General features: G+C 70.3%; 17 protein-coding genes. 3 read left to right on the forward strand and 14 right to left on the reverse strand.

What is annotated here, in order from left to right:
• Positions 1 to 2: 2 nt before the first annotated feature.
• Both EPO52_RS14470 and EPO52_RS14475 read right to left on the reverse strand, forming a co-directional pair.
• A complete protein-coding gene (locus EPO52_RS14470; protein ID WP_290807736.1) occupies positions 3 to 1,340 on the reverse strand; it encodes an MFS transporter in 1,338 nt (445 codons plus the stop codon).
• Positions 1,341 to 1,387: 47 nt separating this feature from the next.
• Positions 1,388 to 2,800, reverse strand: coding sequence for an MFS transporter (locus EPO52_RS14475; RefSeq protein ID WP_290807738.1), 1,413 nt, complete (start codon positions 2,798 to 2,800; stop codon positions 1,388 to 1,390).
• 76 nt (positions 2,801 to 2,876) lie between these two features.
• On the opposite strand from EPO52_RS14475, the gene EPO52_RS14480 reads away from it, so the two are divergent.
• On the forward strand, positions 2,877 to 3,968 hold the full coding sequence (locus EPO52_RS14480) for a glycoside hydrolase family 76 protein (protein ID WP_290807740.1): 1,092 nt from the start codon (positions 2,877 to 2,879) through the stop codon (positions 3,966 to 3,968).
• Between the two features lie 20 nt (positions 3,969 to 3,988).
• On the opposite strand, the gene EPO52_RS14485 is transcribed toward EPO52_RS14480, so the two are convergent.
• Complete coding sequence (locus EPO52_RS14485) at positions 3,989 to 4,459, reverse strand: hypothetical protein (protein WP_290808277.1); 471 nt, start codon at positions 4,457 to 4,459, stop codon at positions 3,989 to 3,991.
• Positions 4,422 to 4,922: an OsmC family protein gene (locus tag EPO52_RS14490; protein ID WP_290807742.1), complete on the reverse strand. Its 501-nt coding sequence runs from the start codon at positions 4,920 to 4,922 to the stop codon at positions 4,422 to 4,424. Before EPO52_RS14490 ends, EPO52_RS14485 begins: the two co-directional genes overlap by 38 nt.
• A 51-nt stretch (positions 4,923 to 4,973) precedes the next feature.
• Between EPO52_RS14490 and gabT the strand changes: the two genes are divergently transcribed.
• Both gabT and EPO52_RS14500 read left to right on the forward strand, forming a co-directional pair.
• Positions 4,974 to 6,347 (forward strand): 4-aminobutyrate--2-oxoglutarate transaminase, encoded by a 1,374-nt coding sequence (gene gabT / locus EPO52_RS14495; RefSeq protein WP_290807744.1) that lies wholly within the window; start codon positions 4,974 to 4,976, stop codon positions 6,345 to 6,347.
• Between the two features lie 268 nt (positions 6,348 to 6,615).
• A complete protein-coding gene (locus EPO52_RS14500; protein ID WP_290807746.1) occupies positions 6,616 to 7,605 on the forward strand; it encodes an asparaginase in 990 nt (329 codons plus the stop codon).
• A 598-nt stretch (positions 7,606 to 8,203) separates the two neighbouring features.
• Here EPO52_RS14500 and EPO52_RS14505 read toward each other — a convergent pair.
• The 10 genes from EPO52_RS14505 to EPO52_RS14550 form a co-directional block, all read right to left on the reverse strand.
• Complete coding sequence (locus EPO52_RS14505) at positions 8,204 to 9,091, reverse strand: ABC transporter permease (protein ID WP_290807748.1); 888 nt, start codon at positions 9,089 to 9,091, stop codon at positions 8,204 to 8,206.
• Positions 9,088 to 9,999: an ABC transporter permease gene (locus EPO52_RS14510; RefSeq protein WP_290807750.1), complete on the reverse strand. Its 912-nt coding sequence runs from the start codon at positions 9,997 to 9,999 to the stop codon at positions 9,088 to 9,090. The genes EPO52_RS14505 and EPO52_RS14510 overlap by 4 nt, the downstream gene beginning before the upstream one ends.
• 11 nt (positions 10,000 to 10,010) lie before the next feature.
• Positions 10,011 to 11,231 carry an ABC transporter ATP-binding protein gene (locus tag EPO52_RS14515; protein ID WP_290807752.1) on the reverse strand — a complete coding sequence of 407 codons (1,221 nt, stop codon included), beginning with the start codon at positions 11,229 to 11,231 and terminating at the stop codon, positions 10,011 to 10,013.
• Positions 11,231 to 12,448 carry a spermidine/putrescine ABC transporter substrate-binding protein gene (locus tag EPO52_RS14520; RefSeq protein WP_363340466.1) on the reverse strand — a complete coding sequence of 406 codons (1,218 nt, stop codon included), beginning with the start codon at positions 12,446 to 12,448 and terminating at the stop codon, positions 11,231 to 11,233. Before EPO52_RS14520 ends, EPO52_RS14515 begins: the two co-directional genes overlap by 1 nt.
• Before the next feature lie 191 nt (positions 12,449 to 12,639).
• Complete coding sequence (locus EPO52_RS14525; RefSeq protein ID WP_290807753.1) at positions 12,640 to 13,182, reverse strand: FHA domain-containing protein; 543 nt, start codon at positions 13,180 to 13,182, stop codon at positions 12,640 to 12,642.
• Positions 13,183 to 13,187: 5 nt separating this feature from the next.
• Complete coding sequence (locus EPO52_RS14530) at positions 13,188 to 15,584, reverse strand: transglutaminaseTgpA domain-containing protein (protein WP_290807754.1); 2,397 nt, start codon at positions 15,582 to 15,584, stop codon at positions 13,188 to 13,190.
• Positions 15,584 to 16,906, reverse strand: coding sequence for a DUF58 domain-containing protein (locus EPO52_RS14535; RefSeq protein WP_290807755.1), 1,323 nt, complete (start codon positions 16,904 to 16,906; stop codon positions 15,584 to 15,586). Before EPO52_RS14535 ends, EPO52_RS14530 begins: the two co-directional genes overlap by 1 nt.
• Positions 16,903 to 17,874 (reverse strand): MoxR family ATPase, encoded by a 972-nt coding sequence (locus tag EPO52_RS14540; protein WP_290807756.1) that lies wholly within the window; start codon positions 17,872 to 17,874, stop codon positions 16,903 to 16,905. Before EPO52_RS14540 ends, EPO52_RS14535 begins: the two co-directional genes overlap by 4 nt.
• A 16-nt stretch (positions 17,875 to 17,890) precedes the next feature.
• Positions 17,891 to 23,908, reverse strand: coding sequence for an Ig-like domain-containing protein (locus EPO52_RS14545; protein WP_290807757.1), 6,018 nt, complete (start codon positions 23,906 to 23,908; stop codon positions 17,891 to 17,893).
• Positions 23,905 to 25,344 carry a serine/threonine-protein kinase gene (locus tag EPO52_RS14550; RefSeq protein ID WP_290807758.1) on the reverse strand — a complete coding sequence of 480 codons (1,440 nt, stop codon included), beginning with the start codon at positions 25,342 to 25,344 and terminating at the stop codon, positions 23,905 to 23,907. Before EPO52_RS14550 ends, EPO52_RS14545 begins: the two co-directional genes overlap by 4 nt.
• Position 25,345: the final 1 nt, after the last annotated feature.

The raw sequence follows: 25,345 nt of genomic DNA on the forward strand, positions 1-25,345 counted from the left end.
GCTCAGTCGCCTTGGTCCAAGCTGGTGACCGGCTGAGAGCGCAAACGATGTGACACAAGCGTGATGAGACCGCACACGCCCACGAACACGGCGCCGGCGGCAGTGATCCCGAAGCCTCCTCGGGCGGAGACCTCGTCGATCACGATACCGGCCAGAGCCGACCCCACGGTGACGCCGATGCTGAGCGCGGTCGACGGCCAGGCCAGCGCTTCGGTGAGCCGGGAGCGGTGGACCCGGCTCTCGACGAGCGCCATGCCGGAGATCAGCAGCGGCGTGGTGGCGAACCCGGCCACCAGCAGAACGGCACCGATCGCCGGCAGGCTCGGCATGAACGCCACCACCGGAACGAGAAGGCCGTAGACCACCGCCGACACCCCGACCCGCAGCACGAGCGGGGCGCGCAGCCGGAGCGCACCGAAGGCAAGGCCCGAGATCACGCTGCCGAGCGCGAACAAGGCCAGCACGATCCCCGCGGCGGCCGGCTGCCCCTGCTCGGCCGAGAAGGCCACGGCGGTCAGGTCGAGGGAGCCGAACACCGCGCCGACACCGAAGAACACCGGCAGCGAGCCCATGAGCCCCGACGGGATACGGCGCAGGAACGGCGCGCGATCGGGACGGGCATCCGGATGCACGGCCGGCGTCGTGCGCCGAAGTGCGATGAGCGCGCCCTGGCCCACGATGCCGAAGACGAGCCCCACCGCGAAACCGAGAGCGGGGTCGATGGCTGCGGCGAGGATGGTGACGACCGGCGGACCGATCACGAACACCGATTCGTCGGCCACGGATTCGACCGAGAACGCGGTGTGCCGGCGCCCTTCGTCGGGCAGCAGGGCCGACCAGCGCGCTCGGGTGGCCGAACCGACATCGAGGGCCGTGCCGCCCACGAGGAAGGCGAGGGGGAACCACATCCCTTCCGGTAAGCCCCCCAGCACCGCCCCCACGAAGGCGAGGGCCAGCAGCGTGGAGCTCACGAGGCCGGCGGCCAGCACGGGGCGCTGGCCCCAGCGGTCCATGGCGCGCGACCAGAGGGGGCCCACGAACGCCGTGCCGAGCACGAGTGCGCCGGCCACGGCCGCGGCGAGCGTGTAGCTGCCGGTGACACCGGCGACGAGGAGTACCGAGCCGATGCTCAGCGTCGAACGCGGCAGACGGCCGAGCCAGCCGGCGGCGAAGAACGCGGCCGATCCGGGCACGGCGAAGATGGCACGGTAGGCGTGGCGGCGGGGCGACGCGGTGCGGCGACCATCGGAGAGTAAGGAAGCGGCGTCGGATGCCCCGGGCCGGGTTGACTGCGTGGGGTGGGCGGGCTCTGCGCCAGGATGCTCCTCGGGAGCGTGCACGATCGTCTCGGCCTTCTGGTCACAGCGAAGGCGGGACAGCCCACCGGCTACTCGGGTGACGTGCCGAGCTTATCGGAGCCGGCCGCCGCCGTGGGAGCCGAGTGCCGCGGGTTGCGGATGCCGATCAGCGACACGGCGCCCCCGGCGAAGAAGAACACGGCCGTCACCATCGCCACGCGGTGGAACCCGCCGAGATCGAGCACGATGGAACCCGCGATCACGCTCGCGAATGCCACCGCGATGAGACCGGCGACGCGCGACACCGCATTGTTCACCGCGGAGGCGATCCCCGATCGTGCCGGGTCGATGGCCCCGAGGATGGCGGCCGTGAGCGGCGCGACCGTGATGGCCATGCCGAGCCCGAACACCACGATGGCCGGCAGCACCTGGGTGAGGTAGTCGGCGCTGCCGTCGATCCGCAGCATGAGCAGGAACCCGGTTCCCGCGAGGAACGGCCCCACCGTCATGAACAGGCGCGGACCGATGCGCCCGCTCAGCCGGCCGAACAGCGACGACAGACCGATGAGCAGGAGGCTCGTCGGGATCATCGCGAAGCCCGCCTGAGTGGCGCTGTACCCCGCAACCTGTTGCAGGAAGACCGCGAGGCTGAAGAACCCGAGCGAGAGCGCACCGTAGATGAGGAACGTCGACACATTGCCCACCCAGAAGTTGCGCACCCGGAACAGCGTGAGCGGCAGCATCGGCTGGCGGGTGAGGCGCTCGTTCACGATGAATCCGGCGAGCGCCAGGATGCCCACGACGAGCGGAACGAGCACCACCGGCGACCCCCAGCCGAAGTTCGACTGCTCGATCAGCGCGAACACGGGCAGACCGAGGCCGAGGATGCCGAGCACCGCCCCCACCCAGTCGATCGTCACCCCCGGGAGTCGCGGATGGTCGGCCTCGAGCTTCGTGAGGAGGATGAGGGTGATGGCGATCGGCAACACGTTGATGCCGAAGACGTAGCGCCAGGAGAGCTGGTCGACGAGAACGCCGCCGAGGATGGGGCCGGCGATGTTCGCGACACTCGTGAACGCCGTCCAGGTTCCGATCGCGCGGCCCTGCGCGGGGCCTGTGAAATTCGCGAGGATGATCGCGAGCGACGACGGCACGAGCAGCGCCCCCGCGATGCCCTGCAGCGCCCGCGAGACGATGAGGAACTCGACGGTGGGCGCGAAAGCGCAGAGCAGCGACGTCACACCGAAGCCGATCAGGCCCGCGAACAGTACCTTCTTGCGGCCGAACACGTCGGAGAGCGATCCCGCGAGAAGGATGACGGCGCCGAGGGTGATGAGGTACGCGTCCACCACCCACTGCTGCGTCGACAGGGCGCCGCCGAGGTCGCGGCTGATAGCGGGCAGCGCGACGTTGATCACGGTGGCGTCGAGGAACGACACGAACGCGGAGAGGATCGCCACGACCAGCACGAACCGTTGCTGTCTCGTCATCGACTCTGCCATGGCCTCAGTCAAGTGCATCCGGCGACGGAACGCGAGACGGGTGCGCCGCGAGGGGGCCCGCGCGTAGGGTGGGCGCGTGACACAGGATGCGGCCGACTGGCCGGCGCGGGCCGACACCGCGCAGCGTGCTCTGAGTGACGACTTCGGCACGCGTTTCGCCCGGCTCCGATACCGCAACGGCTCCCGCCCGCTGAGTGTGCGCCCCTTCGCGTTCAACTACTGGTGGTTCGCCCACCTGATCGAGGCGCGGGTCGATGCCTTCGAGCGGAGCGGCGACGAGTACTGGCTCGCCGACGCCGAGCGGGTGCTGGCCCGTCTGCGTCGCCGCAACGGCGGCCGGCTCGAGAACGACTACTTCGACGACATGGGCTGGCTCACGATCGCGTTGCTGCGGCTGCACGAGGCCTCGGGGCGGGGGCCGCGACTGGATGACGCCATCGAGCTCTGGGGCGACATCCGCCGATCGGGCTGGAACGATCTCGAGGGGCCGAGCATGGCCTGGCGCCGCTCGCAGCTCGACTACAAGAACGCCCCGAGCACCGGCGCCTTCGCGATCGCGTCGGCGCTGCTCGCACGGCTGACGGACTCGGCCGAGTACGACGAGGCCGCCCGCGAGTCACTGGCCTGGTTGGAGGCCCGGCTCGTGCGGCCCGACGGGCTCGTGGCCGACGGCGTGAACCGGCTGGGCGACGGCCGGGTCGACGATGAATGGCTGTTCAGCTACAACCAGGGGCTGTACATCGGCGCTCTGGTGGCATCACACGCCAGGTCGGGCGAGACCGCTCCCCTCTCGCGAGCTCTTCGCACCGCGAGCGCCACGCTGGCACGGCTTGCACCGGACGGCGTCATCGCGGGAGAGAACGCCGATCTCCATGCCCGCGGTGGAGGCGACATCGGGCTCTTCAAGGGCGTCTTCGTGCGCTATCTGGGCCAGCTGATCGAACGTTCGGATGCGGCGGGGATCACGTCTGGCGGCGACGCGGCTGCCCCGGTCGAGGCCGCACGCCGCTTCATCCGCCGGGGCGCCGACCTCGTGTGGGCCGAGCGGGCGCGCACCGGCTCGCTCCGGGTCGGTGACGACTGGTCACGCCCGGCGCCACCCGTGACGGCGCTCTCGACGCAACTGAGCGCCGTCATCCTGCTCGAGACGCGGGCGCGTCTGACCTGATGCCGGAGGCCGAGGGCCGCTCAGGACTCCAGCACGTGCGGCACCACCACAACCGCGCCCGGGCTCTCCACGCTCAGCACGGCCGCCCGCGAGAGGTCGAGGTGCGGCGGCCCCACGAGCGGAGCCACCCCCTCGAGGTCGTCGAGATCGATGCGGATGCCCGCATCCGCTCGGCCGCCGTGCCGATCGGGGTGCGGCACTCCCCCGAAGACCGGGTCGGCGATCGACACCTCGAGCGAGACGGGTGCAGCTCTCGTCACCGCGACGACAGTCAGCTCGACCGTGCGGCGGAGAGCCGTGAACGGCACGGATCCGGGGCCGCGCAGGTCGTCGTAGAGCTGGAGCACTCGCTCGGAGAAGGCCTGGCCCGCGCTGCCGCGGAGTGTGCGGCCGATCACGAAGAGATCGACCACGACGGCGTCGGCGGCGTGCATCGGCGTGGGCAGAACCGGTTCAGGCGACGGGATCGGCGGCAGTGCCGATGTCGGCACCCAGCACCGCCCGCGGCTCGTGGCGCACCGGGAAGTTCACCGAGTTCGCGATGAAGCACTTCTCGGAGGCCTCGCGATGCAGGGTCTCGAACAGCGCGGGGTCGATCGGCTCGGCGAGGGTCACCACCGGCTTGAGCAGCACGTCGGTGAATCGGCCCCCGTCGCCGATCTGCTCCATCGTGCCCTCTGCGGCATCCGAATAGTCGGTGACCACCACGCCATGCGTCACCGCAACATGCAGGAAGGAGAGCATGTGGCACTCGGCGAGGGCTGCGAGCAGCAGCTCCTCGGGGTTCCAGCGATCGGCGTCGCCGCGGAACGGCTTGTCGGCGGATGCCTCGATGCCGTGCTTCCCGGCCGCCGTCACCGCGCTCTGCCGACCGTAGTCGCGGTAGCCGCTCGTGCCGGTGCCTCGATTGCCAAGCCAGGCGACATCCACCCTGTAGTGATGCTCATGGTTCACCCCGCCATGCTAACGCCGCCCGGAGCAGCCCTGGCCTAAACTTCTAGGACTATGACTGACACCACCGACGCACCCGTCGCCGCCCCTGTTTACTCGATTCCCCAGGAACGGAAGATCGTCACCGCGATCCCCGGCCCGAAATCGCAGGAGCTGCACCAGCGACGTGTGGCGGTCGTGCCGCCCGGGGTGTCGAGCGCCCTCCCGGTGTACATCGCGAAGGCGAACGGCGGCATCCTCGTCGATGTCGACGGCAACCAGTTCATCGACCTGGGCGCGGGTATCGGCGTCACCACCGTCGGCCACACCGAGTCGGCCGTCGTGGCCGCTGCGGCCGCTCAGCTGCACGACGTGGTGCACACCCTCTTCACCATCACTCCCTACGAGGAGTACGTGCGGGTGGCCGAGTTGCTCGCCGAGCACACCCCCGGCGACTTCGCGAAGCGCACCGTGCTGGTGAACTCCGGCGCAGAAGCCGTGGAGAACGGCGTCAAGATCGCCCGCAAGCACACGGGCCGCAACGGCATCGCGGTGCTCGAGCACGCCTACCACGGCCGCACGAACCTCACGATGGCCATGAACTACAAGGCCGCGCCCTACTCCACCGGGTTCGGGCCGTTCGCCGGCGATGTCTACCGCGCCCCCAACTCCTACCCGTACCACGACGGACTGTCGGGTACCGAGGCGGCGGCACGCACCATCAACTACCTCGAGAAGACGGTGGGAGCATCCGATCTGGCCTGCCTCGTGGTGGAGCCGATCCAGGGTGAGGGTGGATTCGTGGTTCCGGCCGACGGATTCCTGACGGCCCTCCAGGAGTGGTGCACGTCGAACGGCATCGTGTTCATCGCCGACGAGATCCAGAGCGGCATGGCCCGCACGGGTGCGTACTTCGCCAGCGAGCACTTCGGCCTCGTGCCCGACATGGTGCTGAGCGCCAAGGGCATCGCGGGCGGTCTGCCCCTCGCGGGCGTCACGGGCCGGGCCACCATCATGGACTCCGCCCAGCCCGGCGGCCTCGGCGGCACCTTCGGCGGCAACCCGGTCGCGGCAGCTGCGGCCATCGCGGTGTTCGAGCAGATCGAGAAGAACTCGCTGCTCGACGAGGCGAAGCGCATCGAGCAGACGCTCACCGCCGGCCTGCTCGAGCTCCAGGAGAAGTACGACATCATCGGCGACGTGCGCGGCATCGGCGCGATGGTGGCCATCGAACTCGTGGAGCCCGGCACCGGAGCCACCACGAAGACGCCGCACGCCGAAGCCGTGAACGCGATCGCCGCCTACGCGGCTCAGCGCGGTGTTCTCGTGCTGACCGCGGGCACCTACGGCAACGTGCTGCGCTTCCTGCCGAGCCTCGCCGTGAGCGACGAGCTGCTCACCGACGCGCTCTCGGTGATCGACGAGGCCTTCGCCTCGCTCGCGAGCTGAGCGACGCCGTGGTGGTCGCGCTCGACACTCCACCGGCGAACGACGGCGTTCGAGGAGAACGACGGCGCCAGGCTCCGTCGTTCGCTCGCCACCGACCAGAACTCCGTCGTTTGCAGCATCGGCGATCGAGTGGCGGCGACCTGGTCGGCGCATCCGATGTCGCGAGACGACGGACCTCCGGGGAGACGACGGGGTCAGGCTCCGTCGTTCGCCGCGCATCCGCAGAGACTCCGTCGATTTCGGGCGCCAGCGCGAGGATGCCGTTGTGGTGAGCGAGCAGGGCGAGGCCGGGACGGCCTCCGTGGGCGAGTCGGTCGAGCTCGCGGTCGTCGACCGCAGCGGGTTCGTGGAGTCGCGCCACATCGGCTCGGCCGTGGTGCTGGATGCGCGGGGCGAGGTGGCGATCAGCGTCGGCTCCCCCGGCCTGCCGGTGTATCCCCGCTCGTGCATGAAGCCGTTCCAGGCCCTCACCGTGCTCGAGTCGGGCGTCGAGCTCGATCCGGTGCAGACGGTGCTCGCCACAGCGAGCCACGCGGCGACGCCCGCGCACATCGAGGTGGTCGAGTCGATCCTCGCCCGCGCCGGCCTCACCGCCGACGCGCTGGGGTGCCCCGCCGACTGGCCGGGCGACTCGGCGGCGCGCGACGGCGTCATCCGCGCGCACGGTCACCGCGAACGCCTGTACATGAACTGCTCGGGCAAGCACGCGGCCATGCTGCTCGCCTGCGTCGAGAACGGCTGGGACACCGCGAGCTACCTCCACCCCGCGCACCCGCTGCAGCAGCGAATCCTCGCGGTGGTGGAGCGGGAGACGGGTGAGCCGGTGGCGCACTCGGGGATCGACGGATGCGGCGCACCTGTTCACGCGCTCACCCTCACCGCCCTGGCGCGGGGCATCGGCCGCATCCGCCGGGCCGACTCGGGCGCGGCGAAGTGGCTCACCGACAGCATCCTGGCGAACGGCTGGGCCATCGACGGCCCCGGCCGCGCGAACACGGTGGTGATCGAGCGTCTCGGCGTGGTGGCGAAGCTCGGCGCGGAGGGCGTGATGGTGATGGCCACGCCGGACGGCGCATCCGTAGCCCTGAAGATGCTCGACGGCAGCCTGCGCGCGGCTTCGCTGGTGGCGCTCACCCTCTTGGCCCGACACGGATCGCTCACGGCACCGCAGGTCGACGACCTCACGGAGTACCTCGACCTCACGATCTTCGGCGGCGCCGAGGCCGTGGGCCGCATCCGCGTCTCCCCCACCCTCTAACCCGCCGCGACTTGCCACAACTTGTGGCAAGTCGGCCGCCACACCCACAACGAGCGGCAACTCGTTCTGCGGACACGCGCGCACTGCCGAGCCACCCTGCCGGCCCGCGCGCTCAGCGACTTGCCACAACTTGTGGCAACCAACCCGCCACACCCACAAGAAGAGGCAAGTCGATCCGCCGACGTGCTCGCGTGCGGCAGTAACCGGCCCGCACGCTCAGCGACTTGCCACAACATGTGGCAACCAACCCGCCACACCCACAAGAAGAGGCAACTCGATCCGCCGACGTGCTCGCGTGCGGCAGTAACCGGCCCGCGCGCTCAGCGACTTGCCACAACTTGTGGCAACCAACCCGCCACACCCACAACAAGAGGCAACTCGATCCGCACACGTGCTCGCGCGCGGCACCTGCCGGCCCGCGGGCACGGCGACTTGCCACAACTTGTGGCAACCAACCCGCCACACCCACAACAAGTGGCAACTCGATCCGCACACGTGCTCGCGCGCGGCACCCGCCTGCCCGCGCGCTCAGCGACTTGCCACAACATGTGGCAACCCGCGGCGACTTGCCACAACTTGTGGCAAGTCGGAGAGTGCGTCAGGGCAGGAGCTTGGCCAACCGCTTGGCTCGGGCCGCACGGGAGACCTGGGCCACCACCACCAGCACGAGCGCGAGCAGGAACACCGCCGAGGCGATCACGTTCACCTGGGCCGGGATGCCACGGGCCGCCGCGATGTAGATGAACTTCGGGAAGGTGTCCACCGAGCCCGAGTTGAAGTTCGTGATGATGAAGTCGTCGAAGCTCAGGGCGAACGAGAGCAGCGCGGCCGCAGCGATCCCCGGCAGCAGCAGCGGGAACGTGATGCGCCAGAACACCTGTGACGGCGACCCGTACAGGTCGCGCCCGGCCTCTTCGAGCGCCGGGTCGAGCGACGCCACCCGCGCCTTCACCGTCACCACCACGAAGCTGATGCAGAACATCGTGTGCGCCAGGATGATCGTCAGCAGCCCCTTCTCCGTGCCGAGCGTGAGGAACTGCGCTGCGAGCCCCGCACCCAGCACCACCTCGGGCGTGGCCATCGGCAGGAAGAGCAGAAGACTGATGGCCGACCGCGCCTTGAACCGATAGCGCACCAGGGCGATCGCGATGAGTGTTCCGAGCGCCGTGGCGAGCACCGTCGCCGTCAGCCCCACGATGATGCTGTTGCCGAACGACTCGCACAGCCCCTGCACCGAGCACACCGAGGTCCACTTGTCGAACGTGAAGCCCTGCCAGGCGATGTTGAGCTTGCCCGAATCGTTGAACGAGAACACGAACGTGTATGCGATCGGGATGAGCAGGAACAGCAACGCGAGCACCGTGTAGATCGGCAGCCCGAGCCCACGGAACCGGATGCGCCGACCCGGCCGGGAGGGGGAACCGGATGCGGGCCCCGCATCGAACATCGCCTCATCGAGCCCCCGTGCGGGCGTGACGCCGCTCATATCAGGTCCTCCGTTCCCGCGCGCCGCACGTACAGCCCCACGATCACGAGGATCACCGCCATCAGCACGATCGACAGCGCCGCCGCCGCCGGATAGTTCTGCAACACGAGGAAGTTCGCCTCGATCGCATTGCCCACCATCGCCGTCGACGTGGAGCCGAGGAAGTCGCGGCTCGCGTTGATGTAGTCGCCGGCCGCCGGGATGAACGTGAGCAGCGTGCCCGACACGATGCCCGGCATCGAGAGCGGGATCGTGACCTTGCGGAACGTGGTCCACGGACTCGCGTACAGGTCGGCACCCGCCTCGAGGTACCGCACATCGAGCCGTTCGAGCGTCGCGTAGAGCGGCAGTGTCATGAACGGGATGAAGTTGTAGGTGAGACCGAAGATCACCGAGAACGTGGTGCCCGTGAGGTGCCCGTCGGAGGGCAGGATCGCGACCGACTTGAGGAACTGCACGATCGGCCCCTCATCCGACATGATCTGCTTCCACGCCAGCGTGCGCAGCAGGAAGCTGATGAAGAACGGAGCGATCACGAGCGTCAGCATCAGGCTCTGCAGCAGCGGCCAGCGCCGGGCCTTCACCCCGATGAAGTAGGCGATCGGGTAGCTGATCACGAGCGCCAGCACGGTGGCGACCACCGCGAATCCGAAGGCGCGCAGGATGAGCGGCCAGTACTCCCCGATCGCATCGGTGTAGTTCTCCCACCGGAACGCCGTGACGTAGTCCCCGATGTCGCCGTACAGATCGGGCGCCTGGAACGACGTGATGACGAGGGAGATGAGCGGCGCCAGGAAGAACAGCAGCAGGTAGGCGATGCCGGGCAGCAGCAGCACGAGCGCGATGAAGCTGCGCTTGCGCGGCGCCTGTTCGACGGCGGCCTGCGAGGAGAAGGCGGTGAAGGCCATCGGATGCGCCCCTAGGCCTGTTCGAGCTCTTCTTCGAGCGCGATGCGGCGCTGAATGGCGATCGACTCGGTCGAGTCACCCGGCCCGACAGGAGAAAGCACTGAGCGGGGAATGTCGACCGGATCGTCGTCGAGCCCGAACCCGTGATCCGCGTTCCACGACACCCAGGCCTCGGTGCCCACCGTGGCCACCGGACCGAACACCATGTTCTGCGCGAACACCACGAGCTCTCCGATGCCGGGCACCTCGATGAGGTACTGGGTGCTCACACCGCTGAACGAGACATCCGTCACCCGACCGGGACCGAGGATGTTACGGCCCGCCGCGGGCGCGGGAGCCTCCGTGAAGAGGGTGAGCTTCTCGGGCCGCACACCGATCGCGACCTCGCCGGCGTGCCGCTGGGCGCGCGTGCGCGGCACCACGATCGGCACCCCGGCGACGTCGACCGTGATGGCGTCGGCGGTCGAGGAGACGACCGGCCCGGTGAAGAGGTTCGACTGTCCGAGGAAGTTGGCCACGAAGGCAGTTCTCGGCAGCTCGTAGAGCTGCTCGGGGGCACCCATCTGCTCGATCTTGCCCTTGTTCATCACGGCCACGGTGTCGGCCATGGTCATGGCCTCCTCCTGGTCGTGCGTGACGTGCAGGAACGTGAGGCCCACCTCGGTCTGGATGGTCTTCAGCTCGAGCTGCATCTGCCGCCGCAGCTTCAGGTCGAGGGCGCCGAGCGGCTCGTCGAGCAGCAGGAGCGCCGGGCGGTTCACGATCGCGCGGGCCAGCGCCACGCGCTGCTGCTGCCCGCCCGAGAGCTGGGCGGGCCGGCGGGAGGCGAGGTGGTCGAGCTCCACGAGCTTGAGAGCCTCGTGCGCCTTGCCCACGGGATCCGGCAGTTTGCGCCGCCGCAGCCCGAAGGCCACGTTCTCGAGGATCGTCATGTGCGGGAAGAGCGCGTACGACTGGAACACCGTGTTGACGGGCCGCTGGAACGGCTTGGTGTCGGTGACGTCCTTGCCGCCGATGAGGATCTGCCCCGCGGTCGGCTCCTCGAGTCCGGCCACGAGTCGCAGCGTGGTGGTCTTGCCGCACCCTGAGGGGCCGAGAAGGGCGAAGAACGAGCCGGCCGGGATCGACAGGTCGAGCGATTCGATGGCGGTGAAGCCGGGGAAGCGCTTGGTGATGCCGACCAGCTCGAGGTCGGCGCCGCTCTCGGCGAACGAAGCAGTGGATGCGGCCATCAGCTGCCCAACAGAACCTTCTGGAACTGGGCCTGGTAGTCGTTCTCCTCCTGCGGCGTGAGCGTGCGGAACACGTGCACCGTGGAGAGCGTGTCGTCGTCGGGGAAGATCAGCTGGTTCGCGGCGAGCTCGGGATCGATGGCATCCATCGCCTCCTTCGCACCCACCACCGGCGTGACGTAGTTGACCCAGGCGGCGAGCTCGGCGGCCACCTCGGGCTCGTAGTAGTAGTTCATGACGGCCTCGGCGTTGGCCTTGTGCGTCGCGCCCATGGGAACGATGAACGTGTCGTTCCAGAGCGTGCCGCCCGCATCCGGGATCGCGAACTCCCACTTGTCGCCCGCCGTGGCGTTCAGCGAGGTGATGTCGCCCGACCAGCAGATGGCCGCGTAGGTGTCCTCCGACTGGAGGTCGTTGAGGTAGGCGTTGCCCTTGATGTTGCGGATCTGGCCGTTGGTGACCTGCTCGGTGAACGCGTCCATCGCGTTCGCGAACTGATCGTCGCCCCACTCACCCGTGATGTCGGTGCCCTGGCTCAGCATGATGAGCCCCATGGTGTCGCGCATCTCGGAGAGCACGCCGACGCGGCCCTTGAGCGCCGTGTCCCACAGCTCGTCGACGCTCGTCAGGCCGTTCGGCACCTTCTCCTTGTTCCAGCAGATCCCGGCGAAGCCGCCCTGCCACGGCAACGACATCTTGCGGCCCTCGTCGAAGTCGGGGTTCGCGAACGACGGACTGAGGTTGGAGATGTTCGGGATGTTGGCGTGATCGAGCTCCTGCAGGTACCCCTGGCGCACCAGGCGTGCCACCATCCAGTCGGTGAGGCACACGGTGTCGGCGCCGATGTCCTGGCCGAGCGCCAGCTGGTCTTTGACCTTCGCGTAGTAGCTGTTGTTGTCGTCGACGCTCACGTTGTACGTGACCGTGATGCCCGACTCGTCTTCGAAGCCCATGAGCGTCGGGTAGTTGCCGCTGTCGTCTTCATCCATGTACGAGGGCCAGTTGTCCCAGGTGAGCGTCTTCTCCGTGGCCGACACGTCTTTCGCCGGGGTGAGTGACTTCTGGTCGGAGGAGCAGGCGGCCAGGGCGAGCGCCGTGGCGCCGATCCCCGCGGCGCCGAAGAGACCGCGACGGCTGAGCTGGAGCGACCGTGCGCGCTGCAGGGCCTGGGAGTGACGGATCGCCTGCAGGATCATCGGGTCTTGTGGTGGTGTCACGAGTCATCCTCTTCACTGGTCGCGCCGGGAAACGAAGTGAATCCGATACTGGCACAGCGGATGACTGCGAGAACAGTGACGGCAACGAAAAACACCGTCTTGAAACATAAACTTTACGAAATCGGTGGCCCCGGCCGGTGGGAGCATTGGTTTTCGTCTGCGAATCAGGCGATTCGGTGCGGACAGTCGGTTCAGTGCACGTCGAAGAACGCGTCGCCGATGCCTACCCGGGTTCCGCGCGGCACGACGGTTCGCACTCCCGGCTCCAGCTCGATCGGCTGCAGCAGGTCGAGGCCGAGGCGGGTTCCGTTCGAGGAGCCGCGGTCGGCGATCCACAGGCTGCCGTCGTCGACGCCGAACTCGAGGTGCGTCTTCGAGACGCTCCGGGCGGGATCGATGAGCTGTACGAGGTAATCGACCCGCTCGCCCTCGCGCGGGGCGGGGTTGCGGCCCACGAGGCCCGATCCGGACACCCGGATGCTCTCGCCCGTGCTGAAGACGAGGCTGAACAGCGGGCGCGGGCGCTCGGCGGGCTTGGGAGCGGGTTCGACGGCTCTGCCGGAACCGGCGGCGTCGGCCGGACGGGACTCGTTCGCGATCGCGTCGAGAAGCGCCTTGCGGTCGTACCGCGCGGTGTCACCCAGAGTGGGACGCGGTGTGATGGCGGATGTACCGCACTCCCCGCACAAGACGGCTCCGGCCGTCAGCGTGGTGCCGCAGGTTCTGCACTTCACCGGTTCTACCGCCTCTTCGTCTCGCTCACCCCATGATAGGTGCGGTGCCCGGGGTCGCGGAGCGAGCGCGGCGACACGCGCGCACGCAGGCGGGCGAACCAGCCACGGTCACCGTGCAGCCGGCGACGCTCCTCGTCGCTCGTGGCCCACAGCACGGCGAGCTGACCCTCGTCGGGCGGATCGGGCGAGTAGAGGGCGCCGTCGACGCGATCCGCGAGCTGAACCGAGCTCAGCCCGCCGATCGCCCGGGCCGCCTCGCGACGGGTCGCATTGCGCGGCGGAGCCAGGTCGGCGTCGCGAGCGGCGTCGACCAGTTCCGCCCAGCTGCCGGCGGCGCGCTCGCGCGGGCTGCCGCGTTCACGACGGCGGGCGCGGCGTCGGCTCTTCAGCACGATCACCGTGAGGAAGGGTGCCAGGACGATCGCGAGCACCGCGAGCACGATTCCGGCGATCGCGGCAATGCGCAGCAGAGTGGCGAGCAGCGCACCGTCGGGTGTCTCGTTCTGATCGTCCTGCTGCAGCGGAGCCGATTGCACCTGATCACCGAGGTCGTCGGCGGCCGGAGGCACCACCTGGGGCGGCTGCACCGCGGTGCTGTCATCGGTGATCGGCTTCTCGGGGATGGGACGCGGCTCCGGGGTCACGTCGAGGGCCACCCAGCCGGACTCGGCCGTGTATACCTCCACCCACGCGGTGGCATCGCGGCCGTGCAGGTCGACGGATCCGGACGCCGTGGACTCCGCTCCCGCCCCCGCCACGGTCGCCCCGTCGGGGATCACGAAGCCGAGCGCGACCCGGGCGGGGAAGCCCGCCGCTTCGGCGAGCAGGGCGCCGGCCGTCGCGTACTGCTCGGCATCGCCGACCATCGGCGTGGCGGTGAGCAGCTCCTGGATGCGATCGGAGCCGTGTCCGGAACGACTGAAGACCTCCCCCTCCAGGCCGCTCGAGACGTAGCCGGCGGCGAGCCCGGCGACGATCCCGGCGAGCCGCTCGCCCGGCGAGGCGGAGGCGGGCGCCCACTCGGCCGCGCGCGACGAGACCGCATCCGGTACGTCGCCCGGCGCGGTGAGCGAGACGGTGCCGGTGCCCGGCGTCAAGGCGGTGACGGGCACGCCCGCGGTCGCATCCCCCACCTCGGAGGTGAGCTGGTAGCCGTCGCCCGCGGTCAGCCCGTGCGTCGTCGCCGCGGTGCGGAGGAACGAGCTGTAGTAGAGCGAATCCTGGAGGGCCGCCGCATCCGGGCCGGTGAAGCTCACACGGAGCGGGTCGCCGAGGGTCGGCACCCAGACGCCTGTGTAGTCGCCCACCTCCACCTGGGTGGTGACGGATGCGGCGCTGCCGCCCTGGTTCGCAGCGAGACGCTCGGGCACCCGGGCGAACAGGGCACCCGCGCCATCCGCTGCGCCGACGGAGAAAACGACGCCGTCGTAGTCGTCCATACGGGCCACCACGAGTCGCGAGCCCGCCGGCGCACCGGTGACGGTGAGCACCACCGAGTCGGCCTGCGGTGCTTTGAGGTAGGCACGGTAGCCGGCGAGCGGGCTGGCGTAGTCGCCGGGCTCGAACGGCTGCTGCACGGTGTCGCGGAGGGCGGAACGCTCGGGCGTGGGCACCGCGGCCGTGACGGCCACGGCGGCCACGAGGGCCACGGCGATCACGCCGGCAGCCGCGGCCACGGTGGCCGGCCGGCTGCGCCGACCCGATCGGAATCGCGACTCGGAGTCGGCCAGTGCGAGCCACGTCACCACGAGGATCGCGAATCCCCCACCCACGACAAGCGGCGCGAAGCCCTCCGATCCGCCGAAGGCGAGGCCCGTGACGAGCACACCGGCGGCCGGGACGACCGCCAGAACACGAAGCGCCGGCCGAGCGACGCGGCAGCCGATGCTGACGCCGATCACCGAGGCCGTCAGCAGAAGCACGAAGACGGGCACGAGAAGTGCCTGGTAATCCCCCACGGGGATCTCGATGGTGAGCAGCTGCCGCCAGCCGGCGACGGTGGTGACCGCGAGATCGGCGAGCCCCGGCAGGGTGGGGAGCACGCCCCAGAGCGCCTTGGTCGGCACGGCGAGCGGAACCCCGAGCACGAGCCAGAGCACCACGACGGAGACCGCGACGGCCGGAGCCGGCCACCGGCCCCGCGCGGCGACGATGCCGAGTAGCGCACCCGCCGTGACGGTGATCACGGCGAGCAGCAGGAAGGCTCTGGACTCGTAGACCGGCCACCACGTCAGGGCGGCGACGAGAGTCAGTGCTTCGAGCACCGCTCCCGTGAGCAGCAGCCGGCCGAGCGGTGGGCGCTCGGGCGCGTCGCCCCGCCGAGCGGGCGAACTCGGCGGTGTACTGGGGGCCGCGACGGGCGGTATCGCGCCCCCCGCGCGTGCCGTGAGTGTCTGTGCCATCACACCCCCGCCGCCCGGGTGAGCACCCGCACCAGGTCGTCGAGGTAACCGATGCGTGAGATGCGCAGCGAGTCGATGCGCACGAGCGTGGCCTCGGCCTCGGGCAGGGCGACCACCGCCACCACCTCGACACCGATCGGGAAGTGGGATGCCGCGGCTCGCAGGTCGCGGGCGGTCACCGTGCTGCCGCACGCGATGAAGACCACCGAGGCATCCGGAGCGGATTCCCCCACCGACCGCGCCACGGCGCTCACCCGGGCCGCGCGCGGTGATTCCTGCACCCCGCTCAGGTCGTCGAGCAGATCACGCGGTGAGCGCACCCTCAGCCGGCCCGAGGGCGCGGCTCCCGCGACCGCGGTCGCGGCCCCTGCCCCGGCCGCGCGCGTCGCCGGCCGAGCACGCGTCCCGTTCCCGCCCGCCGGAGCACCTGGTGCGGCGCGGAGCGACCTCCACCGGCGCCCGACGGCATTCCGCGACGACGAGCGCGCAGGCTCACCCGCGAACACCGACACCGTCGAGCCGTCGACGATGGCGCGACTGCCGATCGAGGCCACGACACTCACGGCGAGCTCGAATTCCGCCGCATCCGCGTAGTCGGCCTCGGCGAGCGACTGCAGCACGATGAGGTGGCTGCGCCGCGTCTGCTCGAACTGCCGCACCAGGAACGCACCGGTCTTGGCCGTACTCTTCCAGTGGATGTGCCGCCGGTCGTCTCCGGGCATGTAGGCGCGCAGCGCGTGGAACGAGATGTCGCTGTCGGTGAGATCGGCGGTGGGGATGCCCTCCAGGTCGCGCAGCAGACCCGTGGCGGAGAGGGCGAGCGCGACGGTGGCCGGATGCACGTACAGCTCCGCCGCGGCCGAGCGCACCGAGTCGCGGCGAGCGAGTCCGAGGGGGTCGCGGCGAACCACGGTCACCGGGCCGAGCGGGATGATGCCGCGGTGCACCGTGGGCACGGAGACGAGGATGTCACGCGACTCCCCCGCGGCGAGCGGAGGCAGCCGCACGGACTCGACTCCGTCGCCCACCACCAGCTCGGCGAGGCGGGCGCGCCGACGACGCGAAGACTCGTTCGCCACACGCACCGCCACCGTCGCCACGTCGCCCGCCACCACGTGCCGGTCGCGCACCTCGATCTCGATCGTGCCCGTCGTGCGGCCCACCAGGAACGTCGCCGCGACGAGCGCCAGCACGACCGCGAAGAGACCGGCCACGAGCAACTCGGTCCAGCCGAACACGAGACCGCCCACGACTCCGGCGACCCCCATCACCACCACGACCCAGCCGCTCGCGGTGACGAGCGGGCGACGGCGCTCGGTCATGCCACCGAGGTGTCGCCCGGGGGCGGGACATCGAGGAGGATCTGCGAGATGACCCCCAAGGCGCTCACTCCGTCGAACTCGGCCTCGGGGTCGAGCACGAGACGGTGGGCGAGCACGGGGCCTGCCAATGACTTCACGTCATCGGGCACCACGTAGTGCCGGCCGGCCGAGGCCGCATAGGTCTTCGACGAGCGGATCAGGGCGAGCGCCGCGCGCACGCTCGCGCCGAGACGGGTCTCCGCGACATCCCGGGTGGCCTGCACGAGCCGCGAGACGTAGTCGTTGATCGTGGGGTCGACGTGCACGCTGCGCGCTTCGGCGGCCAGGAGGCTCACTCCCTCAGCCGTGATGACGGGTGGCAGCGACTCGCCGTGCGCCCGCTCCGTGGCACCGGCGAGGATGCGCAGCGTGGTGGAGTGGTCGGGATAGCCGATCGACGTCTTGATGAGGAATCGGTCGAGCTGCGCCTCCGGCAGACGGTAGGTGCCTGCTTGCTCGATGGGGTTCTGCGTGGCGATCACCATGAACGGCTCACCCACGGGATGCCCGGTGCCGTCGACCGTGACGCGCCCCTCCTCCATCACCTCGAGCAGAGCGGCCTGGGTTTTCGGGCTCGCGCGGTTGATCTCATCCGCCAGCACGACGTTCGCGAAGATCGGACCGGGGTGGAACGTGAACGAACCGGTGCGCTGATCGAAGACGCTGACACCGGTGATGTCGCCCGGGAGGAGATCAGGCGTGAACTGGATGCGGTTGCTCGTGCCGCGCACGCTGTCGGCGATGGCGCGGGCGAGGCTCGTCTTGCCGGTTCCCGGGGCGTCTTCGAGCAGCAGGTGGCCCTCGCTGAACAGTGCGGTGAGAGCGAGCCGGACGACGTGCGACTTGCCGTGAAGGGTCTGCTCGACAGTGGCGGTGAGCTTGTCGAACACGTCGGCGAACCGGACGGCCTGCTCGGCGGTCATCGTCATGGTGGAACCTCTTTCGTTAGCCAAGGTACACATACTCCCGTGAGCCGATCACGACGAGGAGCCACGCGTCGCCGACCGCGGCCGGGGTCGACGGGGTGCACGTGGTGGGGGTGACGGTTCGGCCGGCCGGGTCGGCCGAGGGGGTCACGGCTCGCGGCCCGCAGTAGTACTGCGGCACCAACCCTCCGTTCGAGGGGTCGGAGGTCCAGCGCCAGCTCGTGCCGTCGTACACCGGGTCGCCCGCGAACTGGAAGGTGATGCTCGGCTCGGGAGCCGAGATCGGCGCGGAGGCCGCGCCGCACACCTCGACGCCGCCCCAGACCGAGCAGGCCCGCAGGGTGAAGCGATAGGTGTCGCCGAAGGCGCCACCGGTGAGCGAACGGGGGAAGCCGCCGAGCGTGAACGACTGCGGCGACCCCACCGGGGCGTCTGCCGAGTCGAGCTGCTGCACGTAGTACCGCGGATTCGACGGTGCCGCGGGGGTGGGCGCCGAGTCGACCCGCACGTCGACGGTCTTGCCGCTCTGCACCATGGTCATCGACACCTGAGAGGCGTCGACCTGGCCGGGGCTCGGATAGGCCACGGCCGTCACGATCGACGAGGCGGTGCAGCCGGCCGCGTTGTAGCCCCAGACGACGAAGGAATAGGCGGTGTCGACGGCGGTGAGTCCGGTGAACGTGGCCGTGCGCGCATCCGCCGAGACCGCCTGCTGTGCCACGACGGATCCGCCCGCCTGCGGAGCAGTGGGGCGGCCGGGGGCGGGGGTCGACACCGAGCAGGCCTGAGCGCCGCCCGGAACCGAGGTGGTGCCCGGCGCGAGCTGCTGGGCGTAGTAGCCGGCCACCGCGTTGCCGTTGCCCGCGAAGTCGGGCCAGCTCAGGGTGACGGAGCCCGGTCCGCTGTCGAGGTTCGCGACGGCCGAGACCCCGGATGCGCTGGGAGCGCCGTACGGCGTGCCGGCTGCGCTCGACGACGGCCACACGGCGAGGGCCGGGTAGGCGCCGTTGCGGGCCGTGACGGTGATGGTGGTGGAGGAGCCGTTGGCGAGACCGCGCACGACCGTCGAGCATCCGGAGGCGTCGCACTCCGAACCCGTGGCGTCGACGGTGGCGACCGACTGAGAATTGGCCGTCACGTCGTACTGCCGCACCGCCGAACCGCCGGCACCCACCGAGGCGGCGCCCCAGCGCACCTCGAGCGCACCATCGAGGGGGGCGAGGGAGATCGCTCCGGGTGCCGAGGGCAGGAGGTCGGACCAGACCGGCACCGAATAGGTGGCGGGGTCGGATGAGCCCTGCCCGTTCACCGCCACGACGGTCAGCGTGACCGCATTGGTGGGGCCGTTGCCCGGCGTGGTGACCGCACAGCTGGTGGAGACGCACCGCGTGGTGACCGAGGACCCGGCCGCTGTTCGGGCGGTGACGTCGAATCCGGTGATGGGCGAGTTGTTGGCCACGCCCGGCGAGAAGCGAAGGGCGATGCTGCGGTCGGAGAAGCCGGTGACCGCGAGCCCGGTCACCGCCCCCGGCCTGTCCTGGACGGCGATGCGCACGGTACCCCACACCGCCCGCTCGGGGTCGCCGGTGCCGTCCTGCACCTGGTACTGCACCACGATGTCGGCCGGCGCAGCATCCGGAGCAACCGTGACCTGAAGAACGCTCTTGTCGGCGCTCGGCACGATCGTGACTCCCGCCGGCAGGGCCGCGGCGTCAGCGCCGCGTACCGCCACCACGGTCAGGGGGGTCTGCGGGAAGGGATTGGTGGCGGAGTCGTTCGCCAGCACGTCGACGGGGGTTGTCGTGCCCCGCGGCGCGATCACGGAGTCGGTGGCCGGCGCGGCCAGAGGTTTGGTGCTGGGCACCACGGTGACGTCGATGCGGCCGGACGTTCCGGCCAGCCCGTTCGAAGCGACACCGATCGCGAAGGCGCCGGTCGCCCCTTTCTTCACGCCGACGTCGACGGAGATGGTGAGCGTGGAGCCGAGCAGCACCGCCGAGAAACCTGCCGGCTTCGGATCCAGCACCTGATAGCTCAGCGTGCCGGCCGCAGACGCCGTGCTCGTGAGCTTCGTGAGGTCGATCACCTTCTGCTGGCCGGGTTCGAACTCGAGCACGGCGCCGTTGAAGACGGGTGGCTGGTTGTCTCGGGGAGTGACGGTGATCGGCAGCACGAGCGTGGCGGTGCGCGCATCCGGCCCCGTACCGTCGGCGACCTCGAACGAGAGCGAGGCGGGCCCGAAGTACTTGTCGGCACTCGTGAACACGAGCGTGTCGTCACCGGAGACGAGCGGACTGCCGTCGGCATGCGTGGCCCGCACAGTGTTGGGGTCGGAGATGACCACGTCGCGGCCGCCCACCGCCACGACGTAGTCGTTCACGTCGATGCGCAGAGTGGTGCCCGAGACGACGCTCAGTTTGGGTGCACCGGTGCGCAACTGCGGGAGGGCATCATCGCTGCCGGGCACCCAGATGAATCCGTTCGAGCGCACGTTGGGGTCGTCGGGGTGCGCCACCGTGAAGGGGATGACCTGGCGCTGCTCCTTCACCTGCACCCGGATGCGCCCGCCGTCGACCCGCGCGACGTCGGAGTAGGCCGGAAGCACCGACAGCCAGAGGTCGGCCGGGCTGCCCTCGGCGAAGAACACGTTCTTCAGCACGTCGACCTCCACCTCGTCTTTGCCGAGGATGTCGGTGAGCCCGAGCACGGTATCACTGACGAGGGGCCGCGCGAGCGGGGCATCCGACCGTACATCGACGGTGGCGAAGGCGGAACTCGTGCCGCCGCGCTCGTTCGCGATCGTGTAGATGAAGCCGTAGCGGCCCTCCGCACCCGGGAGCACCACCCGCAGCATGTCGTCGACCACGCTGGCCGTGGCACCGTCGGTGACCGGCTCGACGCCCGTGACCCGGAGCGCGCTGCCATCCGGGTCGGAATCGTTGTCGAGCACCCGCACGGTGACGGTCTTGCCGGGCCGCGCGAGTACCTCGTCGGGCGTGGCCACGGGGTTGCGGGCGCCGTTCTCGCGAGGGCTGACTCCGACCCGTATCGTGCCGCTCGCACGGGCGCCGAGCCGATCGACCACCGTGTAGGTGAAGGTGTCGGTTCCGGTGGAGTAGTCGCCGGCCTCGTAGTCGATCCAGTCGGTTCCGGTGTCGCTCACCGCGCCTTTCTCGGGAACCGAGTCGAGGCCGAGGAACTGCACGGAGTCGCCGTCGGGATCGATTCCCGAGAGGGGGATCGGGATGCGCACGGTCTCGCCCGCGATGACCCGCGCCGTGACGAGCGAGGGCACGGGGGCCGCGTTGGCCGTGGCGTCCGCCTCGCGCACGCTGATGGTGACCTCGGCGCTCGCCCACTGGCCGTCGGGCGCGTCGACGCGGTACACCGCGGTGAAATCGCCGGGGGTGCCGGGGGCCAGGTAGCGCAGGTGCGAGCCGGAGGTGAAGAGCAGCCCGGAGTCGGGCCCGAGCCCGCGCACGAGGTCGGGGGCGAGCGTGAGGGCGTCGCCATCCGGATGCACGTCGTTGGCGAGCACGGGGATGTCGACCACGTCGCCCACCCGCACCGACGCCGAGTCGGCCACCGCCACGGGCGGCTGCCGGAGGGTGGGCTCGGGCATCTCGATCACGGTGACCGAGCCGGTGGACTCGGCGAGGCCGTTCGTGACCCGGTAGCCGAACGACGCGGATCCGCTGTCGAGAGGAGCCGTGAGCGTCACCCGGATGAGGCGCTGCTCGAGCACCTCCACGCGGTAGCCCGATGTGGCCGCCACCGGGTCGACCCCCGACACGATCAGCACCCCGCCGGCCGGATCGAAGTCGCCCGCGAGCACGTCGACGAGCACGCTCGTGCCCTGGCGGGCGAACGCCGAGTGCGGCACGGTGACGGGCTTCGTGTTGGCGTCGGGCGGCAGGCTCGCGATCACCCGGATCACCCCGGACGCCGTGCGCGTGCCATCCGTCACCGCATAGTCGACGATGCGGTCGCCCGCCTGCTCGGCGGTGATGCGCACGACCCCGCCCGAGTAGTCGGGGTTCAGGGTGATCTGCTCCTGCGCGGGCACGTTCGAGAGTCGCAGTTCGGGGCCACCGCCCTGCACGTGCTCGAGCGGCGACACCTCGATCTCCTGACCCACGTGCGCGAGCACCACGAAGCCGTCGGCGGTGAGGGGCACCTGCTCGGGCGAGTGCGACTGCACCGAGAGCGTTCCGGCGGATGACGCCCGCCCGTCGCTCACCGTGAGGGCCACCTCCTTGGCGCCGGACGACTGCCCCGAGTCGGTGAACGTCACCCGGCCGTCGGGCGTGAACGCCACAGCGTCGGGTGCCGCGGTGCCCGCGGTCTGCAGGTAGAAGGCGTCGCCGTCGGGGTCGAACCAGTCGCTTCGGATGTCGGCCTCGGCGCGGCCGCCGAGCGCCACGTCGATCGAGGTCGCGCTGCTCTGCACCGGCGGGGAGTTCTCCTCCGGGGAGCGCACGGTCACCCGCACGACGGCGGCATCGGTGCCGCCGCGACCGTCGGAGACCGTGTAGCCGAAGCTGATCTCGCCGGAGGCGTTCGCCGGCAGGGTGAGCTGCAGCTGCTGATCGTCGGAGATGCGCTCGACGCTCCAGTCGACGCCGGAGGGGACATCGACCGAGTCGATCACCACGACATCGCCGTTGGGGTCGTAGTCGTTCAGCAGCACCGGCAGCACGGTGGAGCGGCCGGGTCGGGCACCGAGGTCGTCGTCGTTCGCCACCGGAGGCCGCTGGGTCGGATCGGCCACCACCGGCTGGTCGGTGACGGTGTCGGTCGCGGCGTTGTCGGTCGAGGTGTCGGGGAGAAGCGCATCCCAGTTGTCGATCGGTGCGTTCTGGCGCGTGACGTCCCAGGAGCGGCCCGACACGGCGTCACTGAGCAGCACGCCGTCTCCGCCGTTGGTTCGGAAGGTGAGCGAGTCACCGGATGCGGCGCCCTCGAGAGTGCCCGACACGGGATCGCCGGCGCACTGCGACCAGGTGGTGCCGTCGGTCCAGGCCGCGTACCAGCATCCGTCGACCCGCACGGGGCGCACGGAGGTGCCGGAGCGGCCGTCGGCCAGCACGGTGACCGAGCCGTCGGCGAGCGAGACCTGTTCGAGAGTGGAACCGGTGGCCACCAGCACGCCGGGAGCGGCAGTGGAGGCCTGTTGGAGCCACGAGCGGGCGGATGCGGCCACCGCCCCTGTTCCGGCCGAACCGGCTGGGTCGTCGACGCCGGTGTTCTGGCCGGTGGTGCCCGCGGCGTCGACGCTCGAGCCGGGGTCGGTCGCCGCGCCGCCGACCGGGAAGACCCCCGAGGTCGTGATCACCGATCCGCTGGTGCGATCGAGTACCGCCCAGGTCTCGCCCACGGCCGTGATCGACAGCGAGTCGTCGCTCTGCACCTCGATCGGCCAGCTCGCCGCACCGTCTGCTGCAGTGGCGCCCGCGCCGGGATCGATGGCGAACACCGAACCCGTGGCGCTCGACACCGCGAACACCGTGCCGTCGGCCGAGACCACGGTGTCGCCGCCGGCTCCGAGAGTGACGTCCGGCGGTGCCGAGGCGTCGAACGCCGAGAGCGCACCCGGTGTGGTGAACCAGACATCACCCGTGGTGTAGGAGGTGATCACGGCGACCCCGGCGGTGAGGGCGATGTCGACGTCGCCGACGGGGAGCGCGATCGTCTCCCCCACATCCGCCGCGGCCGTGTCGATCAACCGCGCCTGGCCGCCGCCGAGTTCGCTCACCACGACCGTCTGCCCGAACTGGCTCACCGAGAGCGAACCCGATTCGACCCGAACGGCCGAGTTGAGCTCGCCCACCATGGGGTTGGCGCGGCCCGCCGCCTGATGCAGATTGCTGGTGACCCACACAGCAGCATCGTCGAGGTCGATCTTCTGGGCGGTGTAGCCCGTCGACACAGCGGCCGAGACGGCCACGAGCGTGCCCACCAGGGTGGCGCCCGCGATGGTGGCGGCGAGCGACTTGTGCGAGGTGATCCAGGCGCCGGCGCGCGAAGCGCTCGTCATCCGAGGCTCGCGCACTTCTCGGAGCTGGCCTCACCCGACTTGCCCGAGCGCACCACGGCGACGGTGATGCACACCGACGACCCACTGGTGGGATAGGCGGCGAACTCGCGGCTGCGCTGCACCGAGCTCTGCCCGCCCGTGGTGGTGACACGGTAGCTGTCGGCCGAGCCGAGGCCCGGGTCGTCCCAGCTGAAGAGCACGCGGTCGCCCTGGGTGGTGGCCGTGATGGTGCCAACCTGGGGGATGCCGCGTGCGGAGAGCTGCTGGGCGATCGCCACGCCGCCGCCCACGAGGCCGAGCAGCACCACGACGGATGCCGCGATGAGCCAGACCCGGCGCGACTCGGGGCGGCGCCCGTCTCGCCCGCCCGACCCGCGGTCGCTGCGGCTGCGGCTGCGCGAGCCGGTGGTGGCGGTGCGCGAATCGGTCGAACCCGATCCGCCGGTGGCGGAGATGCCGCGTGACCCGGCGGCGCCGCTCCGCCGACGCCGCCGCGAGCCGCTCGGCACGGCATGCAGCACGGTGCGGTCGATCGGATCGCGGGCGAAGTCGCTCGCCCACTCCGCCATCGCGATCTCCGCGGTGGTCTGGCTGAGGCCGAGCTCGCTCTCGACGCCTTGAAGTTCGCGCAGCAGCTCGAGCGCCGAGGACTGCCGTGCGGCAGGGCTCTTCGACATGCCCCGCCCGAGGATGCGCTCGAGCGACACCGGCACATCCGTGCGCCCGATCGGAGCGAGACGTGCTTTGGCGATGCGCTTCGCGAGCTCGCCGGGAGTCGACCCACCACCGGCAACTTCGAACGGCGACCGGCCCGCGAGGAGCGAATACAGGGTGGCGCAGAGAGCCCAGACCTCAGAGGCGACCGTGCCCTGAGTGGTCTCGGCGATGACCTCGGGGGCCGACCACGGAATCGACAGGCCCACCGCCTCCGCCGCCGCGGCCGCACCTCGGGTCGACGACGAGATGCCGAAGTCGGAGAGCACCGGCGACCCGTAGGCCGTCAGCAGGATGTTCGACGGCTTCACGTCACGGTGCAGAATGCCCTGCTGGTGCGCCGTGTGCAGGGCTCCCGCGATCTTGACCCCGATGCGCAGCACCTCTGCCACCGGGAGGGGCTCACGACGGTAGCTCTGCCCGAGCGACGAGGAACAGAGCTCCATCACCAAGAAGGGCCGGCCATCGGATGACACACCCGCCTCGTACACGGTGAGGATCGACGGATGCGCGCTCAACGTGGCCATCAGGTCGGCCTCGACCTGGAACATCCGCCGCACCTGCTCGTTGACCACCTCGGGCAGCATCACCTTCACGGCCACCTGGCGGCGCGGCATGTTCTGCTCGAACAGGAACACGTCGGCGAAGCCGCCCGAGCCGAGCACCCGGAGAGCGGTGAAGCCGGGCAGCGCGGGAGGGGCGGAAGGAAGTCGACGAGCCACG

Source organism: Herbiconiux sp. (assembly GCF_004297105.1).
GTDB lineage: Bacteria > Actinomycetota > Actinomycetes > Actinomycetales > Microbacteriaceae > Herbiconiux.

Coding starts and splice junctions, on each gene's coding strand:
- EPO52_RS14475 (WP_290807738.1), bottom strand. CDS start 2,800: ATGGCAGAGTCGATGACGAGACAGCAACGGTTCGTGCTGGTCGTGGCG.
- gabT (WP_290807744.1), top strand. CDS start 4,974: ATGACTGACACCACCGACGCACCCGTCGCCGCCCCTGTTTACTCGATT.
- EPO52_RS14505 (WP_290807748.1), bottom strand. CDS start 9,091: ATGAGCGGCGTCACGCCCGCACGGGGGCTCGATGAGGCGATGTTCGAT.
- EPO52_RS14510 (WP_290807750.1), bottom strand. CDS start 9,999: ATGGCCTTCACCGCCTTCTCCTCGCAGGCCGCCGTCGAACAGGCGCCG.
- EPO52_RS14515 (WP_290807752.1), bottom strand. CDS start 11,231: ATGGCCGCATCCACTGCTTCGTTCGCCGAGAGCGGCGCCGACCTCGAG.
- EPO52_RS14530 (WP_290807754.1), bottom strand. CDS start 15,584: ATGGCACAGACACTCACGGCACGCGCGGGGGGCGCGATACCGCCCGTC.
- EPO52_RS14535 (WP_290807755.1), bottom strand. CDS start 16,906: ATGACCGAGCGCCGTCGCCCGCTCGTCACCGCGAGCGGCTGGGTCGTG.
- EPO52_RS14540 (WP_290807756.1), bottom strand. CDS start 17,874: ATGACGATGACCGCCGAGCAGGCCGTCCGGTTCGCCGACGTGTTCGAC.
- EPO52_RS14545 (WP_290807757.1), bottom strand. CDS start 23,908: ATGACGAGCGCTTCGCGCGCCGGCGCCTGGATCACCTCGCACAAGTCG.